The 16,430-nt window shown below is 65.9% G+C and carries 21 protein-coding genes and 1 other RNA gene; 10 read left to right on the top strand and 12 right to left on the bottom strand.

From position 1 onward, the window contains the following. The first annotated feature begins 6 nt into the window (after window positions 1-6). Both rnpB and AC4GYS_RS10500 read left to right on the top strand, forming a co-directional pair. Window positions 7-376, top strand: an RNA gene (gene rnpB, locus AC4GYS_RS10505) — RNase P RNA component class A. Between the two features lie 41 nt (window positions 377-417). Then, complete coding sequence (locus AC4GYS_RS10500; protein ID WP_491109025.1) at window positions 418-969, top strand: J domain-containing protein; 552 nt, start codon at window positions 418-420, stop codon at window positions 967-969. Here AC4GYS_RS10500 and AC4GYS_RS10495 read toward each other — a convergent pair. The 9 genes from AC4GYS_RS10495 to pspA form a co-directional block, all read right to left on the bottom strand. Then, entirely contained in the window at window positions 947-1,387 is a 441-nt protein-coding gene (locus tag AC4GYS_RS10495) for a PaaI family thioesterase (protein WP_491109024.1), read from the bottom strand. The two genes, AC4GYS_RS10500 and AC4GYS_RS10495, sit on opposite strands and share 23 nt — an antisense overlap. Continuing rightward, a complete protein-coding gene (locus tag AC4GYS_RS10490) occupies window positions 1,384-1,800 on the bottom strand; it encodes a SufE family protein (protein ID WP_491109023.1) in 417 nt (138 codons plus the stop codon). Before AC4GYS_RS10490 ends, AC4GYS_RS10495 begins: the two co-directional genes overlap by 4 nt. Before the next feature lie 66 nt (window positions 1,801-1,866). Continuing rightward, window positions 1,867-2,103 carry a hypothetical protein gene (locus tag AC4GYS_RS10485; RefSeq protein ID WP_491109022.1) on the bottom strand — a complete coding sequence of 79 codons (237 nt, stop codon included), beginning with the start codon at window positions 2,101-2,103 and terminating at the stop codon, window positions 1,867-1,869. Continuing rightward, window positions 2,100-2,366, bottom strand: coding sequence for a hypothetical protein (locus AC4GYS_RS10480; RefSeq protein ID WP_491109021.1), 267 nt, complete (start codon window positions 2,364-2,366; stop codon window positions 2,100-2,102). The genes AC4GYS_RS10485 and AC4GYS_RS10480 overlap by 4 nt, the downstream gene beginning before the upstream one ends. 3 nt (window positions 2,367-2,369) lie before the next feature. Next, window positions 2,370-2,696: a hypothetical protein gene (locus tag AC4GYS_RS10475; RefSeq protein WP_491109405.1), complete on the bottom strand. Its 327-nt coding sequence runs from the start codon at window positions 2,694-2,696 to the stop codon at window positions 2,370-2,372. A gap of 25 nt (window positions 2,697-2,721) precedes the next feature. Further along, a complete protein-coding gene (locus AC4GYS_RS10470; RefSeq protein WP_491109020.1) occupies window positions 2,722-2,988 on the bottom strand; it encodes a hypothetical protein in 267 nt (88 codons plus the stop codon). A gap of 12 nt (window positions 2,989-3,000) precedes the next feature. Continuing rightward, complete coding sequence (pspC, locus tag AC4GYS_RS10465) at window positions 3,001-3,396, bottom strand: envelope stress response membrane protein PspC (RefSeq protein WP_491109019.1); 396 nt, start codon at window positions 3,394-3,396, stop codon at window positions 3,001-3,003. After that, complete coding sequence (gene pspB, locus AC4GYS_RS10460; RefSeq protein WP_491109018.1) at window positions 3,396-3,719, bottom strand: envelope stress response membrane protein PspB; 324 nt, start codon at window positions 3,717-3,719, stop codon at window positions 3,396-3,398. Before pspB ends, pspC begins: the two co-directional genes overlap by 1 nt. Before the next feature lie 4 nt (window positions 3,720-3,723). Continuing rightward, window positions 3,724-4,392, bottom strand: coding sequence for a phage shock protein PspA (gene pspA / locus AC4GYS_RS10455; protein ID WP_491109017.1), 669 nt, complete (start codon window positions 4,390-4,392; stop codon window positions 3,724-3,726). A gap of 163 nt (window positions 4,393-4,555) precedes the next feature. Here pspA and pspF point away from each other — a divergent pair, with 163 nt between their 5' ends. Beyond that, window positions 4,556-5,608 carry a phage shock protein operon transcriptional activator gene (pspF, locus tag AC4GYS_RS10450; protein WP_491109016.1) on the top strand — a complete coding sequence of 351 codons (1,053 nt, stop codon included), beginning with the start codon at window positions 4,556-4,558 and terminating at the stop codon, window positions 5,606-5,608. Window positions 5,609-5,672: 64 nt separating this feature from the next. Beyond that, window positions 5,673-6,278 (top strand): superoxide dismutase, encoded by a 606-nt coding sequence (locus tag AC4GYS_RS10445; RefSeq protein WP_491109015.1) that lies wholly within the window; start codon window positions 5,673-5,675, stop codon window positions 6,276-6,278. Between the two features lie 21 nt (window positions 6,279-6,299). Here the strand turns inward: AC4GYS_RS10445 and AC4GYS_RS10440 are convergent, their stop codons facing one another. Next, on the bottom strand, window positions 6,300-7,436 hold the full coding sequence (locus AC4GYS_RS10440; RefSeq protein WP_491109014.1) for a DNA topoisomerase IB: 1,137 nt from the start codon (window positions 7,434-7,436) through the stop codon (window positions 6,300-6,302). Window positions 7,437-7,471: 35 nt separating this feature from the next. Between AC4GYS_RS10440 and AC4GYS_RS10435 the strand changes: the two genes are divergently transcribed. Together AC4GYS_RS10435 and AC4GYS_RS10430 are read left to right on the top strand one after the other, a co-directional pair. Beyond that, on the top strand, window positions 7,472-7,996 hold the full coding sequence (locus tag AC4GYS_RS10435; protein ID WP_491109013.1) for a DJ-1/PfpI/YhbO family deglycase/protease: 525 nt from the start codon (window positions 7,472-7,474) through the stop codon (window positions 7,994-7,996). A 23-nt stretch (window positions 7,997-8,019) separates the two neighbouring features. Beyond that, on the top strand, window positions 8,020-8,460 hold the full coding sequence (locus AC4GYS_RS10430; RefSeq protein WP_491109012.1) for a hypothetical protein: 441 nt from the start codon (window positions 8,020-8,022) through the stop codon (window positions 8,458-8,460). On the opposite strand, the gene AC4GYS_RS10425 is transcribed toward AC4GYS_RS10430, so the two are convergent. Further along, window positions 8,457-8,789, bottom strand: coding sequence for a hypothetical protein (locus AC4GYS_RS10425; RefSeq protein ID WP_491109011.1), 333 nt, complete (start codon window positions 8,787-8,789; stop codon window positions 8,457-8,459). The genes AC4GYS_RS10430 and AC4GYS_RS10425 overlap by 4 nt on opposite strands. Before the next feature lie 263 nt (window positions 8,790-9,052). Here AC4GYS_RS10425 and AC4GYS_RS10420 point away from each other — a divergent pair, with 263 nt between their 5' ends. After that, complete coding sequence (locus AC4GYS_RS10420; RefSeq protein ID WP_491109010.1) at window positions 9,053-9,700, top strand: S24 family peptidase; 648 nt, start codon at window positions 9,053-9,055, stop codon at window positions 9,698-9,700. 9 nt (window positions 9,701-9,709) lie between these two features. On the opposite strand, the gene AC4GYS_RS10415 is transcribed toward AC4GYS_RS10420, so the two are convergent. Continuing rightward, the gene (locus tag AC4GYS_RS10415) at window positions 9,710-9,886 is read right to left on the bottom strand and encodes a hypothetical protein (RefSeq protein WP_491109009.1); all 177 of its coding nucleotides are present in this window, start codon (window positions 9,884-9,886) and stop codon (window positions 9,710-9,712) included. Window positions 9,887-9,996: 110 nt separating this feature from the next. Here AC4GYS_RS10415 and AC4GYS_RS10410 point away from each other — a divergent pair, with 110 nt between their 5' ends. From AC4GYS_RS10410 to AC4GYS_RS10400, 3 genes are read left to right on the top strand one after another with little or no spacing between them, the layout of a single operon-like run. After that, entirely contained in the window at window positions 9,997-10,206 is a 210-nt protein-coding gene (locus tag AC4GYS_RS10410) for a hypothetical protein (RefSeq protein WP_491109008.1), read from the top strand. A gap of 41 nt (window positions 10,207-10,247) precedes the next feature. Further along, a complete protein-coding gene (locus AC4GYS_RS10405) occupies window positions 10,248-12,233 on the top strand; it encodes an autotransporter assembly complex protein TamA (RefSeq protein WP_491109007.1) in 1,986 nt (661 codons plus the stop codon). A gap of 2 nt (window positions 12,234-12,235) precedes the next feature. Continuing rightward, window positions 12,236-16,429 carry a translocation/assembly module TamB domain-containing protein gene (locus tag AC4GYS_RS10400; protein WP_491109006.1) on the top strand — a complete coding sequence of 1,398 codons (4,194 nt, stop codon included), beginning with the start codon at window positions 12,236-12,238 and terminating at the stop codon, window positions 16,427-16,429. The last annotated feature ends 1 nt before the right edge of the window (window position 16,430 follow it).

The following is a 16,430-nucleotide window of genomic DNA, read 5'->3' as shown; positions in this document are numbered from 1 at the left end:
GACCCGTCAGAGGGCTGGGCGGCCGCGGGTTTCGCAAGGAACACGAGGAAAGTCCGGGCTCCACGGAACAGCGGTGCCGGGTAACGCCCGGCCGGGGGCTTGCCCTCGAGGGATAGTGCCACAGAAAGCATACCGCCCGTTTTCGGACGGGTAAGGGCGAAAGGGTGCGGCAAGAGCGCACCGCGCGGCCGGCAACGGCGGCGGCATGGTAAACCCCACCGGGTGCAAGACCGAATAGGGGCGGCATATGGGCCTTGTTCCGGCTCGCCGCCCGGGTTGGTCGCTTGAGCCCTTCCGCAAGGTCGGGCCTAGAGGAATGGTCGCCCATCCGCCGTTTGGCGGAGGACAGAACCCGGCTTACAGGCCCTCTGGCATTCATCCTCGCAACATCCGTGCAGGACCATTAGTTAGGCACTGATGCCCAAGCAGAAGAGATCGGACGATTGGGGCTTTCCCCGCTGGCGCTCCTACGGCGCAAAAGGCCGCGACGCGGCCAACGTACGCCTGTGCGACCGCGACGGCTGCACGAGCGCGGGCGACCGGCCGGCGCCCAAGGCGCCCAACAGCCCCGACCGCTGGTACTTCTGCGAGACCCATGCGGCCGAATACAACAAGGGCTGGAACTATTTCGAAGGCCTGGCCGAGGCGGACGCGCAGGAACGTGCGCGCAGCGAGCAGGCCGGAGCCAACGGCTATCGTCGTTCCGCGCACTGGGCGTGGGGCGGGGAAGGGGACGGCACCCGCTCGCGTGACGAGATGCGGGCGCTTGGCGTGCTCGAGCTGGAAAGCGATGCCAGCATGACCGAGATCAAGGCCGCTCATCGGCGACTGGCCAAGGCCAATCATCCGGACCTGAAGCCGGGGGATCAGGCTGCCGCCGACACCTTCACCAAGGTCCAGGCCGCCTATGAGGTCCTTCGCAAGGCCGAGGAGCGGCGCGAGGCGATCAGGACCCAGCCGGGTCCGTGATCATGAAGGTCGCGGCAGAGTGCGCCACCGGTCGCCCGGCATCGCCGCCGTGGGCGACGCCGCGAACGAAGGCGACCTTGCGGGTCAGCTTATAGCATTCGCACCGCGCAATGACCGTTTCGCCCTTCGCTGCGGCGCGCAGGTAATCGATGCGCAAGTCCACCGTTACGATCGGCTTGAACCCGCCCATCTTTTGCCAGACCGCGGTCCCGGAACAGGTGTCGATCAGGCTGACGATTGCGCCCGTCGCCATCACGCCCGTGTCCGGCATGCTCACCAGTTCGGGCCGCCACGGCAGCGCAAGCTCGACCCAATCCTCGCCACTCGAATGGTAACGGAGGCCAAGCGCCCGGCCGTGACCGACCTTGCGGGCCAGCTTGAAGAATTGTTCGGGATCGAACCCCCCGCTGTCGATCATGCCGCCAGCCGGGCGGCGGTATCGCGAATGAGGGCGATCATGTTCGGAATGCCCTGCGTCCGGTTGGACGACAGCTGCCGCGAAAGGTCGAACGGCGCCAGTTCCGCGGCAATGTCGGTCGCCATGATCTCCGCCGGCGAGCGATCCTGGACCGCGCTCAGCACCAGCGCGACGATCCCCTTGGTGATCGCGGCATTGCTGTCCGCCAGAAAGTGCAGCCGCCCGTCGTCCGTCCGGGTTGGATAAACCCACACGGAGGCGGAGCAGCCCCGCACCTTGGTCGCATCGGTCTTGAGCGCGTCGGGCATCGGCTCCAGCGACCTGCCGAGATCGATCAACAGGCCGTAGCGCTCGTCGGTGTCAAGCAATTCGTAATCGTCATGGATATCGGCAAGTCGGGGAAGGGCGGTCATCGTCATCGCACTTAGTGCGTCAGAACCGTCACGTCATCCCGACGCAGGCCGGAGGACTATCGGCAATCAAGGTCGGGTCCGCAGATCCTCGATCTCGCGAGCGAGGCTGTTTTCCTTCTCCACCGTGATCCGCTCCAGCGTCTGCACGCGCTCCTTCAGGCGCTGAACCTCATCGCGCAGTTGGCGCGCCTCAAGTGAGTCCTGCGGCTCCGCGTCAACCTGGGACCGGCGATGGCGGCTCTTGAAGATACTCGCGATCATGACGATCGCTACGATCAGGACCACCATTTCAAACGGATTCATTGCACATGTTCCTTGGTCGGCGAGGCATTGGGCAGGTCGCGCAACGCCTCGATCTGAGCGGCGGTCTGGATGCCGCCGTCGGTCACGATCTGCTCCAGCACTCGGACCCGTTGCTCGAGCTCGGCGATCTTCGCCTCGTTCCGAGACGCTTCGACGCTGCCGCGCTGCGCGTCATACTTAATCCGCTTTTCCTTGAGGTGCAGCAGGTACATGACCGGCCCCATCAGGATAGCGAGGATCGGGATAAGCAGGCCCCACTCCATCGCTCAATTCTTCGTGAGATGTAGAGCGTCGATCTCGCGCGCAAGCCTGCCGCTCTCGTCCGTGACGATGCGCTCGACCGTCGCCAGCCGGTCCTTGACCGATCCGATCTCGGCGCGAAGCTGGGCATTTTCCTGCGTCAGCAGCTTGATCCGCTCCTGCGCTTCCTTATCGTTCGAAGGATGCAGCGGAGTGCCCCAGCTGGTCTCCAACGGATAGCCATGCTTGATCCGCATCCAGGTGGTAATCACCCAGCCGACAACCCCGGTCACGCCGATAATGGCGATCATCGGGAAGATATTCTGCACGAAGGCGAGCTTTTCCGGCTCCATATTCATTCCCCTAAATGAACGGAAACTATCGCAATTGTTCGATTTCGCTGGCGATCCGCGATCCCGGATCGGTTGCGATGCGTTCCAGGACTTTCACTCTCTCGATCATTTGATTCAGCTGACGCCTCAGTTCAGCATTCTCATCTCGGAGCTTCTGGACCTCCGCCGGTTTCAAGACCCCGCCGTCTTCATCTTCGAGTGGGTATCCGTGCCGAGCCCGGATCCAGTTGCTCACCAGGCTTGCGACCGTCGACAAGGCGATGATCGCGAAGATGAAGGTCCAGAGGTTCATCCGGAATGCTCCTCAGCGTAGCTGCTCGATTTCGCGCGCCAGACTCCGATTGTTGGACAGCGTGTAGCTTTCCACGTCGGCCAGGCGCCGGTCGATCGACCGCAAGGTGGAGCGGATGTCGCGCGCGGTTCTGGCCGGCGATTGCCGCACGCCCTGCCAGAAGCGTCTCTGCTCCGGGTCGTCCGTCGCCAATTCGCGCGGCTTGTCGTTGGCGATCCAACCCGCCGCCAGATACACCGGAAGCATCGCGCCGCTAGACAGCAGGATCGCCGCAAACATCAGGATTCGAACCAGCGTAACGTCGAACCCCGCATAGTCGGCGATCCCGGCGCAAACGCCCATGACCTTGCCATTGCGCTTGTCGAGGTAGAAACGCGTGTGGCTGGGCGGCTGATAGGAGGGGGGCATCAGCGATACTCCTTGTCACGCGTGCGGCTGGACAGGCCCGCAAGCTCTTCGTCCAGGTCGGAAGCGCCGCTCGATCGCTCGCTCAGCCGCGGCAGGTCCGGGGCGCACTGCTGACGCCAGTTCGGGTTTTCCGCCGTCATGATCCGCTCGATCGAACATAGCCGGTCGTCCAGCCGACGCGCCATGTCGTGCAGTTCGTCCAACAGCTTCTCGTCGGATCCCGACAGCGTCGCTGCTGTCTTCCAGCGGGTGATGTAGTGCATGATCAGCCACGGCAATCCGATGAACAGCGTGACGATGGCGATGACGCCTTCCAGTTCCATGTAATCAATTCCCCTTGTTCGCCAGCCGGGCCTTCAGCGCTTCCAGCTCGGCGTCCACTGCATCCTCGGCCTTCAGGTCGGCAATCTCTTCTTCCAGGCTCTTTGGCCCGGTCATGCCGAGCGCTTCGGCGCGGCCCTCTGCGAAGTCGGCCCGGCGCTCCAGCAATTCGAAGCGGCTGAAAGCATCTTCCGTCCGGCTGCCGTGCAGCAGTTCGCGAGCCTTGGCCCGGGTGACCGCGCTTTCGATCCGGGTCGAAACGCTGTTCTGCCGGGCGCGCGCTTCGCGCAGCTTGCCCTGCAGCTTGGCGATATCGCCCTCGTAGGTCTTGAGCGTACCTTCCACGACCTTGATCTCGGCATCCAAACCCGCCGCCATGTCGGCCGCCTTCTGCCGCTCGACCAGGGCTGCCTTGGCCAGGTCCTCGCGGCCCTTGCTCAGCGCCAGCTCCGCTTTTTCCGTCCAGCCGTCCCGCAGACCGTCGAGGCGAACCATCGCCCGGCGCATTTCCTTGGCATCAGCAATACAGCGCGCGGCCGAGGCGCGAACCTCCACCAGCGTTTCCTCCATTTCCAGAATGATCATCCGGATCATCCGGCTGGGATCTTCCGAGCGGTCGAGCAGCTCGGTGAAATTCGCCGCCATGATGTCCCGGGTGCGTGAAAAGATGCTCATTCAATGACCCTCTGAACCAGTTATCGGCCCTGTCTGCCCACTGTTATGCAGGGGATGTGCCAACTTTCGCAAATTACGGAAATCAGCAGAAAGCGCACTTTTCTCCCATCCCAACTCGCGAAACATCTTGCCAAGGCGTGGGAAAAAGCACCAACTTTCCGGCGTGGAACGAACCCAGACCTTTGTCGGCTCAAGCATCCCCTTCCTCGACGCGGTGGAGCGTGCCAGCCGCGCCGCGCCGCTCAACCGCCCGGTTCTTGTGATTGGCGAACGCGGCACAGGCAAGGAGTTGATCGCCGAACGCCTGCACCACTTGTCCACCCGCTGGGCCGGGCCGCTGGTCACCATGAATTGCGCGGCGCTGCCGGAAAACCTTATTGAAGCGGAGCTGTTCGGGCACGAGGCGGGCAGCTTCACCGGCGCCGCCAAGACCCGTCATGGCCGGTTCGAGGAAGCGGACGGCGGCACCTTGTTCCTCGACGAGTTGGCGACCCTGTCGTCGCCCGCGCAGGACCGGCTGCTCCGCGCGGTCGAATATGGCGAGATCACCCGCATCGGCGCATCCAAGCCGGTCAAGGTCGACGTCCGGATCGTCGCTGCCACCAACGAGCATCTGCCGAGGCTCGTCGACCAGGGCCGGTTCCGCGCCGACTTGCTCGATCGGCTGAGCTTCGAGGTCGTCACGCTGCCGCCGCTTCGCCTTCGCCTGGGCGACATACCGCTGCTGACCGAACATTTCGGCCGGCGCATGGCGGTGGAGCTCGACTGGCCCGGCTGGCCCGGCTTCTCGGCCAAGGCGATGGCCGAACTCGAAGCCTATGGCTGGCCCGGCAACGTGCGTGAATTGCGCAACGTCGTCGAACGTGCCGTTTACCGTTGGGAGGATCCCGAGCGGCCAATCGGGCAGATCCAGTTCGATCCGTTCGCCTCTCCCTGGATGCCCGGCACGACGCCGGCATACCAAGCGGCACCGGCGCCGCCGCAACCCTCGCCCGAGCTGGACGCAGAGGCAGCGCCGACCGCACCTGGCACTCAGGCTGCGTCGACCAACGATTTCCGCGCCGCCGTCACCGCCTACGAGCGGGCGCTGCTCGAAGATGCGCTGGCCAGGAACCGCTATAATCAGCGGGCCACCGCGTCCGCCCTTTCGCTCAGCTACGACCAGCTGCGCCACGCGCTCAAGCGCCACAAGCTGATGGATAGCGAACCGGCCTGATCGGCGCGTTGACACTGTCGGATGGGCGGACCACATCGCGGCCAACCCCAACAGGAGACGAGCCATGGCCTTTGAAGTCGCCCCACTGCCGTACGACTATGCCGCGCTGGAGCCGCACATCGACGCGCAGACGATGAAGCTGCACCACGACAAGCACCACCAGACCTATGTCGACAATCTCAACAAGGCGATCGAAGGCGACTCCGCGCTGCAGGGCAAGAGCCTCGAGGAATTGGTCGCGAGCGCGGGGTCGGCCGCTCCGGTGGTCCGCAACAACGGCGGCGGCCACTGGAATCACAGCTTTTTCTGGGAAATCATGGGTCCGGGCGGCGGCGAGCCTTCGGGCGAACTCGCCGACGCCATCAGCAGCAAGTTCGGGTCGCTCGACGCCATGAAGGAGCAGTTCAATACCGCCGGTGCCGGCCGTTTCGGCTCGGGCTGGGTCTGGCTTATCGCCGTGCCGGGGCAGGGGCTGGAAATCACCTCGACGCCCAATCAGGACAACCCGCTGATGGACGTTGCCGAGAAGAAGGGCACGCCCATCCTTGGCAACGACGTGTGGGAACACGCCTATTACCTTACCTACAACAATCGCCGCGCGGATTATCTCAAGGCGTGGTGGAACGTGGTAAACTGGGACAAGGTGCAGCAGCGCTTCGCTGCGATCTAGCACGCAGCCGGGCCGGTCGCGCTACGCCGCGGCCGGCTCCTGGCCCTTGGCAACGGCCTCGGCAACCCGGTCGACCTTGGCTGGACCCCCCGTGTCGGCAGCCTTGATCGCCGCCTCGACCGCAACCGACGGCTTGGCCGCTGCCGCCCGTTTCACGCGCTGCTTCCTCCGGCCTTTCAGCAGGAACTCGAGTAGGCCGACCTCTTCGCTGGACAGCCACTTGCGTGCGCGGGGCCGCTGAAAATCGCCCAGCGGCTCCTTGGGATTGTCGCGCGCTGCTTCGATCAGCTTTGGATGGACATAGCTCTTGCGACTGATCGCCGGCGTGTTCCCAAGCGCTTCGGCGACCGGTTCCAGCACGGTCTTCAGGCTGATCTTGCGCCGTTCCGCCTCCTGCGCTTCGAGCATTTTCTCGAATGCGATGACGCTTGCGCCCCAGGTGCGGAAGTTCTTGGCGGTAAAGTCTCCACCGGTCGCGTTGCGGATGTAATCGTTCACGTCCGCGGAAGTGATCGGGCAGGCCGTGCCGTCCTCGTCGACATATTGGAACAGGTTCTGACCAGGCAATTCCTGGCACCTGCCCACGATCCGCTTGAGGTTGCTGTCGCTGACCGGCACCTCATGAATGATCCCATGCTTGCCGGCGAAGCGCATCACCAGCTTGCTGCCTTGCTTCTTGACGTGCCGAGTCCGCAGCGTGGTCGCGCCGAAGCTCTTGTTCGACTTTGCGTATTGTTCGTTGCCGACGCGGATGAAATTGGTGTCGATCAGACGCACCACCGCGGCCAGCACCGCGTCGCGCGACAGCTTGCGCTTTTTCAGATCGGCATCGACCCTGCGTCGCAGCTTGGGCAGCGACGAGCCGAACTCGACCGCGCCGAGATATTTCTTCTTGTCCGCCCGCGCCCGGAAATCTTCATGATAACGATATTGCTTGCGCCCCTTGGCGTCCCGTCCGGTCGCCTGGATGTGGCCGTTGGGATAGGGGCAGAACCACGCCTCGGTATAAGCGGGTGGCAGTGCGATCTTGTTCAGTCGGTCGATTTCGTCCCGATCGGTGATGCGCTTGCCGTCCGGATCGAAGTAGGCCCACTTGCCCTTGACCTGTTGACGAGTAATCCCCGGCTGATCGTCGGAGCAGTGGCGAAGCTGGACCATGGGCGCATAAGCGGCCGTCAACAAAGAGAGTTCCCGTGGCGAAACGAATCCTCATCATGGCCAGCAGCGGGTTTGAAGAGGACGAGCTGTTCGTTCCTTTGGGCCTGCTTCGCTCGAAAGGCTGCGAAGTGGCGGTCGCGGCGCCCTCGCTGGATCCGATCCGTGCGACGGTCCGTGACGAACCCGGCCGGTCGATCACGCCCGACCTCACGATTGGCGACGCCCGCGCCGACGACTGGGATGCGCTGTTGCTGCCGGGTGGCCTGATCAACCCGGATCATCTCCGCACTCGGCCGGAGGCGGTCGCGCTGGTTCGGGCCTTCGCCGGTGCCGAAAAGCCCGTCGGCGCCATCTGCCATGGGCCGTGGCTGCTGGTCGAAGCCGATCTGCTGCGGGGCCGGCGCGCGACCAGCTGGCCCTCCATCCGAACCGACCTCCGCAACGCCGGCGCGATCCTGTCCGAAGAACCGGTCGTCACCGACGGCGTGATTGTCACCGCCGTCGGCCCCGACGATTCCGCGCGCTTCGCACTGGCGCTGCTGGAAGCAACGAACCGATAAGCTTTCCCGGCTAGCCTGGCGCGATGGATGACGAGACGAGCGCCGCTGAATTGATCATCGACCTCGCCGTGGCCGGGCTGCTGGCGGCAGCCGCGGGGTGGAGTGGAGCGTCGGTAAGCGGCTGGTTTGCCGCCGTTTGCGCGTCGGCAACGGCGCTGGGCCTGGGTTTCGCGATCCTTCGTGGGGTCGGACGGGCAGGGCGTCGGTTCCCTCTTCCGGCGTTCAGCCCGCTGGGCTGGGATTCTGCGGTCGCGCCCGTGCGCCATGACGACAAGGTGGTCGAGCTTTTTCCCGAAGCCTCGCTGCCGACCCCGGGCGAGTTGCAGCAGCGCATTGATCGTCATCTTGAGGCGCGGGCTGCCGGCAACGCCACGCCGGATACCGGCGACGTGGTGCTGCTCGGCGCCGATGCTTCGGCGGCACTGCGTAGTGCGTTGGGAGAGCTCAAACGTTCACTGCGCTAGTCCGCTAGCGTCAAGGCCTCCAGTTCCACCAGGACCGCGCCGTCCTGGCGCGATGCGAGCGGCGCGGCGAGCCCGATGTCCGCCACGAATCCGCGCGGAATATCGAACTCATGCTCGCCGATCCCGGCCGTCCATCGTTCGGCCAGCGCGAGGGCATCCGGTCCCTTGATCACGAAGCCCGCGCGGTGGCGTTCCCCAGAAAAGGTCAGCGACTGCCAGTCCGTACTAATCCACTCACTAAGAAAAATCCTGTTTCCCTCTCCATCAACGCGGCCGAGCAGTTGACGATGGAGCGCCGATGCAGCCTTGCTCATTTGTGGGCGGATCATTTTACCTTCTCCAGATAAGCCTTTACGCGCTGCACGGTCTTCCGCCGCGGCTCGCGTCCACGCCGGAGATCGAAGACAAATCGGGGGTCACCCATCACCTCGCGGCCAAAACGCGCCGCGCTGACATTTTTGTTATTGAGAAACCGCTCAACGTCATGAAGTAAATACACTTTCGAAATCCCCGACCTGCGACTCGGCCTGTCGGATTTCTCAATCGATTTCCTACTTGTCTAGGCACTTTCCTATGCCTAAAAGGTTTTTTCATGTTGATTGATGCGCGCGAGACATTGCAGCGGCTATGTGCCGAGCGGGACGTGGACTTCGCCGGGCTGTCACGGCTCGTTGGACGAAATCCGGCCTATATTCAACAATTTGTGCGCCGTGGCACGCCGCGCCGACTGCCCGAGGCGGAGCGGCGAATGATCGCCGACTTCTTTGGCGTGTCGGAATCGATCCTCGGCGGACCCGCTCGACCGGCGTCGGACACCGACGGCATGGTCGCGGTGCCATTACTTCCCGTACGGGCGGCCGCGGGAGCGGGAGCGTTGGCCGACGACGAGCGGCCGCGTGCTCACATGGCCTTCGATCAGGCCTGGCTGAGGCGACTGACGGGCGCGCCGGCCGACCAGCTGTCCCTCATCAACGTCAGCGGCGATTCGATGGCGCCGACCCTGACCGACAGTGACGAGCTGTTGATCGATCGTTCGGACGGTGCGGAGCGGCTTCGTGACGGCGTCTACGTCATGCGGATCGAGGACATGCTGGTGGTGAAGCGGTTGACCCTGCACCCTGTCACTCATCGCGTGACCGTGCAGTCGGACAACCCGTCCTATGCGGATTGGCCCGATTGCGATCCCGGCGAGCTGGAGATTATCGGCCGGGTCATCTGGACCGGACGCCGGGTCGCGTAGCCGCCGATCCTAGCGTCCGCGCCGCATCCGGTCGAACAGCCACATCGCCAAGGCCGCGACAATGCCGGCCCCGGTGCCGAAGATCAGCCCGCGCCCGACCGCGCCGTTCTGAAGGCCGATCCATCCGCCGATGAAGATGCAAACGACCAGCAGGAAGCCGCCGGCCTGGGGAGCGCGATTGGTCATGCCCTCAGCCTTGCCAGAGCCCGCGCCGCGCTTCCAGTGACCTTGGTGAAGATCGGCTTAAGGATATTCGTTGCCCGGTCCCGTAACCCGCTCGCCCTAAGGCTTGGGTCATGGAAGTGCCGTTCATCGCCAGCCGTCCCGCCCTGCATGATGCCGCCGACCTGATGGAGCGGTTCGGCGACGACGCCGGTTACGAAGCGGCGGCCCGGGCGGAGCTCAGCCGGGATTGCGACAATCTGTTGCGCTACTGCCATTGGCGTCAGATCGAACGCGTGATTGCGGCGCTAAGCTCGCCCGATATTCAAGGAACCGTGCACTAAGTTCCTTGCTCCCGCGAAGGTGCGGGCTAAGGCTGGCGCTCATGAGCGGGAAGGGGAGATGGCTGCTGGCCGGCGCGCTGCTTGCCGGTGTTGGCCTGGGCGGCGGACGGTCTGCCCTTGCCCAGCAATCTGCGCCGGCGCCTTCGGGGGCGGAGATCGATCCGTCGGCACCGCTCGATCCGATGCCCGATCTCGGGGTCGAGTGGCCTGACCTCGATGCACCCGAAGCCGACCCGTTGTCGTCGCTTCCCGACGCCGCCTCGGACATTGCTGCGCCGCAGAATGATACGCTGGATGACCTCGCTGCGGATCGGCGCTACGCACTGACCGTCACCGGCCTCGACGCGGACCTGGCTGAACTGCTGGACCGCTTCCGTACCCAGTCCGCGCTCGAGGCCGACGGCAATCAGAGCGCCAACGCTGCCACTCTGGACCGCCGGGCCCGGGCCGATGCCGAGCTGCTGTCCGAATTACTGCGCGCCGCCGGTTATTATGACGCGCAGGTGCGCCCCTCCGTTCAGCCGGACGGCGGGCTGATCCGGATCACGCTCGCTGCTCGACCGGGCCCGCTGTACCGCTTCACCTCCATCGAACTGCCCGGCCTCGAGGCCGCCGGCGCGGAGGATCTGGCAGCGCTTCGTGAAGCGTTCGCGGTCAAGGCCGGCGACGCGGTGGACGCAACCAAGGTCACCGCCGCGGGAGTGGCGCTCCAGGTCGCCCTCGGTCAGCGCGGCTTCGCCCTCGCGCGGGTCGGTGAACAGGACATCGTGATCGACCATGCCACCCGCACCGCCAAACTCGTCCTGCCGGTCGATCCGGGCGCTTACCAGCGGTTCGGCCGAATCCGGGTCAACGCCGGTGCCCCGTTCGACGCGGCCCACGTCGCCACCATCGCCCGCTTCGATCCGAACGAGCGTTATCGTCAAAGCCGGATCGACGACCTTCGCCGAGCGCTGGTTGCGACCGGTCTCGTATCCCTTGCCGAGGTGCGCGTGGTCCCCGGACTGGACGGGCGCACGGTCGATCTGGACGTGCGGTTGGAACCGGCGCCGCCCCGCACCATTGCCGGGGAGATCGGCTATGGCACGGGCGAGGGCTTCCGCGCCGAAGCAAGCTGGCAACACCGCAACTTCTTCCCGCCGGAAGGGGCGCTGACGGTCCGCGGCGTAATCGGCACGCAGGAGCAGCTCGCCGGAGTCACGGTTCGCTTCAACAATTGGCGGGCCCGCGACCGGGTCCTGTCGTTCTCCGCCAACGCCTCCCACGTCGACCGCGACGCGTTCGAGGCGCGAACCCTGCAGCTGGTCGGCACCGTTGAGCGGCAGAGCAATTTCCTGTGGCAGAAGCCGTGGACCTGGAGCGTGGGGGGAGAGCTGCTCGCCTCGGACGAGCGCGACGTCGACACGGTGACGGATCTTGAGCGCCGCCGCACCTTCTTCATCGCCGCCGTGCCCGCCACGCTCACCTATGATGGCAGCAACGATCTGCTCGACCCTTCTCATGGTTTTCGGCTCGGCGGCCGCATCAGCCCGGAACTGAGCTTGCAGGGCAGCGCCTTCGGTTATGCCCGTCTGCAAGTCGACGCCAGCGCCTATCGTCCCCTGACTGCGCGGACCGTGGTCGCCGCTCGCGCTCGTCTCGGCACCATTATCGGCGCCGACCGCGACCGCATCGCACCCTCCCGCCGCTTCTACGCCGGTGGCGGCGGCTCCGTGCGCGGCTACGGCTATCAGCGGCTTGGCCCACGTGACGCTGCCGGCGATCCCATCGGCGGCCGTAGCCTCGCCGAGTTCAGCCTCGAGACGCGCGTCCGGTTCGGCAATTTCGGCGTGGTGCCCTTTATCGACGCCGGCACGCTGGCGACCAGCGCGCTGCCCAAACTCGACGATTGGCAGGTCGGGGTTGGCGTGGGTCTTCGCTACTACAGCAGTTTCGGCCCGATCCGGCTCGACATCGGCGCTCCGCTGAACCGACGTCCGGGCGACGGACGGATCGCCGTCGCCGTAAGCCTCGGCCAAGCCTTCTGACGATGGTCGAAGCGGCACTTCCGGCCGGCGCCGCGCCCCACGAGCCGCCGCCGGCCGGCATGCGTTCCAGCAAGCGCTTGCTCCGACGATTTGCAATCGAGGGCACGACGTTGCTGCTCGGCCTGGCCTTGCTGCTCGGTCTCGGGCTCGCGTTTCTGGACAGCGCGCCCGGCCATCGGTGGATCGTCGATCGCATCGCACAGGTTGAAACCGCGTCCGGCCTCCGCATCCGCATCGGCCGGATCGACGGCTCGATCTTTGGCAAGGCTCGCCTCCGCTCGGTGGCCGTGTCCGATACGCGCGGCGTGTTCCTGACCAGCCCGGAGATACTGGTCGACTGGGCCCCCGGGGCGTGGCTCTACAACAGTCTTCACCTCGACCGGCTCGAAAGCCGCCGGGTGACGCTTTCCCGCCTGCCTGACCTTCGCCGCGCTGGCCGTCGCGGGCCGATCCTGCCCAAGTTCGACATTCACATCGGTCGCCTTCGCATCGATCGCCTGGAACTGCTTGCCCCTGTTACCGGGCAACCACGCTACGGCCGGGTGGAGGGGGCGGCGGACATCCGCTCCGGTCGGGCGATGATCGACCTTGCCGCCCGCCTGAACGCCAACGGCGACCGCCTTCGAGCGCTGATCGATGCCGAGCCCGATCGCGACCGGTTCGACCTTGAGGTGAACCTTGCCGCGCCGGCCAATGGCCTCATTCCCGCCATACTCGGTCTCCGCCGGCCACTCGGCGTCCGAATCGGCGGGCAGGGCAGCTGGAGCGCGTGGCGCGGCGGAGCGGAAATCGACATTGCCGCCCGTCCGGCCGCCCGCTTGCGTCTCACCGCCGAGCAGGGCCGCTACCGCCTCGGCGGCCAGTTGACCGCGGCGCCGTTGCTCACCGGCAGGCTCCAGCGCCTGACCAGCCCGCGCATCGACCTCGCCGGAGAAGGCACGTTGAATGATCGCGTGCTCGACGGGCGCCTGATCGCAAGATCGGCCGCCTTGCGCGCGGTCGCGACCGGAGCGGTCGATCTTGCCGGGGGCCGCTATGACGAGGTTTCGCTGGGTGTCGACCTGCTTCGTCCAACCGCCCTGTTCCCTAACATGCGGGGCCGCAAGGTTCGGCTGGTCTGGACTCTCGATGGTCCCTTCGACACCGCCCGCTACGCCTATCGGCTGACCTCGCCCGCGGTTCAGTTCGACGACGTGGGCTTCACCGATGTGCGCGCCGAGGGCAGGGGGCGCTTGTCCCGGTGGCCGATGCGCGTGCCCCTGCGGCTTACGGCAGGCCGTATCACCGGCGTTGGCAACGAGGCCGGCGCGATCCTCGCCAACGCCCGCCTTGAAGGCATGCTGTCGCTGACGCCCCAAAGACTGACGGGCGAACGCCTGCGCCTGACAAGCGATAAGCTCAGCGCCAACGTCTCCCTGTTGATCGACCTCGCCACTGGCCGCTTCGACATCCTGCTGTCCGGCGGCCTGACCCGTTACTTCATCCGTGGGCTCGGTATCGTCGACGTGTCCAGCGAGCTGCGGGTCGTGCCCGGACCGAACGGTCGTGGCAGCAGGGTGGTGGGCACCGGCAAGGCGTGGGTTCGCCGCCTCGACAACGGCTTCTTCCGCGAACTCACCGGCGGCCTTCCACGGCTCGAAACCAATCTCGAGCGCGGGTCCGACGGCATTCTTCGGTTCAGCAATCTCCAGCTTTATTCACCCCGGCTGCGCCTTGGCGGACAAGGCTATCGGAATCGCGATGGCACCTTCCACATCGAGGCGACGGGCCGGCAGGCGCAGTATGGCCCCGTGCTGATGATCCTGGACGGACCGATCAACCGGCCGCGTATCGAGCTCTTGCTCGCGTCGCCCAACGAGTCGCTTGGCCTCAAGAGCGTTCGCCTGTCGCTGCTCCCGAACCCTGCGGGCTTCGCCTTTCGTGCCGCCGGCGGTTCACGCCTCGGTCCTTTCACCGGCAATGGCCAGCTACTGCTGCCGCAGGGTGCCCCGGCCACCATCCAGATCGCTGCCCTCGACGTGTCCGGAATTCGTGGGAGCGGCAGCCTGCGCGCCGATCCGGGCGGGTTCACGGGACAGCTTGCCCTCGCTGGCGGCGCACTGACGGGAACGCTCGGCTTCGCGCCGGTCGGCGGCGCCCAGCGCATCGACGCGCGGCTGACCGCCAATAGTTTACAGCTCGAAGGCCCGCCGGCCCTGGCAGTCCGCAGCGGCGCATTGAACGGGGTCATCATTCTTCGCGATGGTGCCACCAGTCTGGAGGGCACGCTGGACGCGCGCGGCGTACAAAGCGCGGGGATCAGTCTTGCCCGGCTGACCGCCAGCGGGCGGCTCATCAATGGAGCCGGTCAGGTCCGAGCCGCGCTGGCCGGGCGCCGCGGCAGCGAATTCGCATTCACGACGCTGGCCGACGTCCAGCCCGACCGCATCACCCTGCGCGGCAACGGCTCCGTCGAAGGTCGCCCGCTTCAACTCGTCACGCCCGCCGTGCTCACGAGTGAGGGCGACGGCTGGCGAATTGCGCCCACCAGCATCAGTTTCGCTGGGGGGGCGGCCAGGGTGGGTGGCCGGACCGGCGGCAACCCGCAGCTCAGCGCCCAGCTTCAGGCGATGCCGCTGTCGGTGCTCGACATCTTCAATCCCGGCCTCGACCTCAGCGGCCTGGCGAGCGGACGCCTCGACTATGCCTGGAACGGCGGTCGCCCCAGCGGCCGCGCCGATTTGCGCGTTCGCGGTCTCAGTCGCGCCGGCCTGGTGCTCGCCTCGCGACCAATCGACGTGGGGCTGGCCGCGGTTTTGAGCGGGGGCAATGCTGCCGTCCGCGCCGTCGCCGCAAGCGGTGGCCAGACCGTCGGTCGCGCCCAGGTCCGCTTCGCTCCGCTGGCCGGCGGTGGTGTGATCCAGGCGCTTCGGAATGCGCCGCTCTTCGCGCAGGTGCGCTACCTTGGACCCGCCGATACCCTGTGGCGCTTGTCCGGCACCGAAGTGCTCGACCTGTCCGGGCCGGTCGCGATCGGGGCCGACATCCGCGGACGACTGGTCGATCCGCAGATCCGCGGCTCGCTCAGGACTACTGGTGCGCGGCTGGAAAGCGCGGTGACCGGCATGGTCATAACCAACGTTGCGACCAGCGGTCAATTCAACGGATCGCGTCTGGTCCTGCAACAGCTGAGGGGGAACACGCCCGGCGGCGGCTCGCTCAGCGGCAGCGGCGCCATCGATTTTTCTGGCGGCCGCCCGGCGCTGGACCTCGCTTTCCAGGCCCGCTCCGCCAGACTGCTCGCCCGCGACGACATCGCCGCCGATTTGTCCGGACCCTTCACCATCCGCTCGAGCGGCTCTGGCGGGACGATCAGCGGCAATCTTCGGTTGGAGCGTGGCCGTTTCACCCTGGGCCGGGCCAGCGCGGCTGCCGATGTTCCGCGCCTGCGCGTGCGCGAGGTGGGCCGGGATACCGAGGAAGCGATTGAAACGGCCGATCTTTCGCCCTGGCGTTTGGACCTTGGCATGGAAGGCGGCGACCTTCAGGTTCGCGGACTGGGCATCGATAGCCGCTGGACCACCGATATCCGGGTCGGTGGCACCGCCGATGCGCCGCGTCTGACCGGAACCGCCGGCCTCGTCCGCGGCGACTATGAATTCGCCGGCCGGAATTTCCGGTTGAGCCGGGGCGCCATTCGGTTTCGCGGGGAAACACCCCCCGACCCGCTGCTCGACATTGCAGCCGAGGCGGAGGTGCAGGGACTGGAAGCCAGCGTCCGGGTCACGGGCACCGGCCTCAAGCCGCAGATCGCCTTCGCCTCCGTTCCGCAGCTGCCGCAGGACGAACTGCTGTCCAGGCTTTTGTTCGGGACTTCGCTCGCGAACCTTTCAGCACCCGAGGCGCTGCAGCTCGCCTCGGCAATTGCCGGCTTGCAGGACGGGGATGGGGGGCTCGACCCGATCAACGCCATCCGCCGCACGGTTGGCCTCGATCGTCTTCGAATCCTCCCCGCGGACGTCGCGACGGGCCAGCGAACGTCGATCAGCGCCGGCAAATATCTCAGCCGCAAGCTGTTCGTCGAAGTGATTACCGATGGCCAGGGCTACAGCGCCACGCGCGTCGAGTATCAGATGACCCGCTGGCTTTCGCTTCTGTCCAGCATCTCGACCATCGGCCGAACCAGCGCCAATGTGCGAGTGAGCAGGGATTATTGAC

The organism is Sphingomonas sp. SP1 (assembly GCF_058313395.1).
The sequence above is the reverse complement of the archived record's forward strand: the minus strand, read 5'-3'. Positions and strand labels throughout refer to the sequence as shown.

Excerpts from the sequence above, each read along its gene's own strand:
- AC4GYS_RS10500 (WP_491109025.1), top strand. The coding sequence starts at position 418 with ATGCCCAAGCAGAAGAGATCGGACGATTGGGGCTTTCCCCGCTGGCGC.
- AC4GYS_RS10495 (WP_491109024.1), bottom strand. The coding sequence starts at position 1,387 with ATGATCGACAGCGGGGGGTTCGATCCCGAACAATTCTTCAAGCTGGCC.
- AC4GYS_RS10490 (WP_491109023.1), bottom strand. The coding sequence starts at position 1,800 with ATGACCGCCCTTCCCCGACTTGCCGATATCCATGACGATTACGAATTG.
- AC4GYS_RS10485 (WP_491109022.1), bottom strand. The coding sequence starts at position 2,103 with ATGAATCCGTTTGAAATGGTGGTCCTGATCGTAGCGATCGTCATGATC.
- AC4GYS_RS10480 (WP_491109021.1), bottom strand. The coding sequence starts at position 2,366 with ATGGAGTGGGGCCTGCTTATCCCGATCCTCGCTATCCTGATGGGGCCG.
- AC4GYS_RS10475 (WP_491109405.1), bottom strand. The coding sequence starts at position 2,696 with ATGGAGCCGGAAAAGCTCGCCTTCGTGCAGAATATCTTCCCGATGATC.
- AC4GYS_RS10470 (WP_491109020.1), bottom strand. The coding sequence starts at position 2,988 with ATGAACCTCTGGACCTTCATCTTCGCGATCATCGCCTTGTCGACGGTC.
- pspC (WP_491109019.1), bottom strand. The coding sequence starts at position 3,396 with ATGCCCCCCTCCTATCAGCCGCCCAGCCACACGCGTTTCTACCTCGAC.
- pspB (WP_491109018.1), bottom strand. The coding sequence starts at position 3,719 with ATGGAACTGGAAGGCGTCATCGCCATCGTCACGCTGTTCATCGGATTG.
- pspA (WP_491109017.1), bottom strand. The coding sequence starts at position 4,392 with ATGAGCATCTTTTCACGCACCCGGGACATCATGGCGGCGAATTTCACC.
- AC4GYS_RS10445 (WP_491109015.1), top strand. The coding sequence starts at position 5,673 with ATGGCCTTTGAAGTCGCCCCACTGCCGTACGACTATGCCGCGCTGGAG.
- AC4GYS_RS10440 (WP_491109014.1), bottom strand. The coding sequence starts at position 7,436 with ATGGTCCAGCTTCGCCACTGCTCCGACGATCAGCCGGGGATTACTCGT.
- AC4GYS_RS10430 (WP_491109012.1), top strand. The coding sequence starts at position 8,020 with ATGGATGACGAGACGAGCGCCGCTGAATTGATCATCGACCTCGCCGTG.
- AC4GYS_RS10425 (WP_491109011.1), bottom strand. The coding sequence starts at position 8,789 with ATGATCCGCCCACAAATGAGCAAGGCTGCATCGGCGCTCCATCGTCAA.
- AC4GYS_RS10420 (WP_491109010.1), top strand. The coding sequence starts at position 9,053 with ATGTTGATTGATGCGCGCGAGACATTGCAGCGGCTATGTGCCGAGCGG.
- AC4GYS_RS10415 (WP_491109009.1), bottom strand. The coding sequence starts at position 9,886 with ATGACCAATCGCGCTCCCCAGGCCGGCGGCTTCCTGCTGGTCGTTTGC.
- AC4GYS_RS10410 (WP_491109008.1), top strand. The coding sequence starts at position 9,997 with ATGGAAGTGCCGTTCATCGCCAGCCGTCCCGCCCTGCATGATGCCGCC.
- AC4GYS_RS10405 (WP_491109007.1), top strand. The coding sequence starts at position 10,248 with ATGAGCGGGAAGGGGAGATGGCTGCTGGCCGGCGCGCTGCTTGCCGGT.
- AC4GYS_RS10400 (WP_491109006.1), top strand. The coding sequence starts at position 12,236 with ATGGTCGAAGCGGCACTTCCGGCCGGCGCCGCGCCCCACGAGCCGCCG.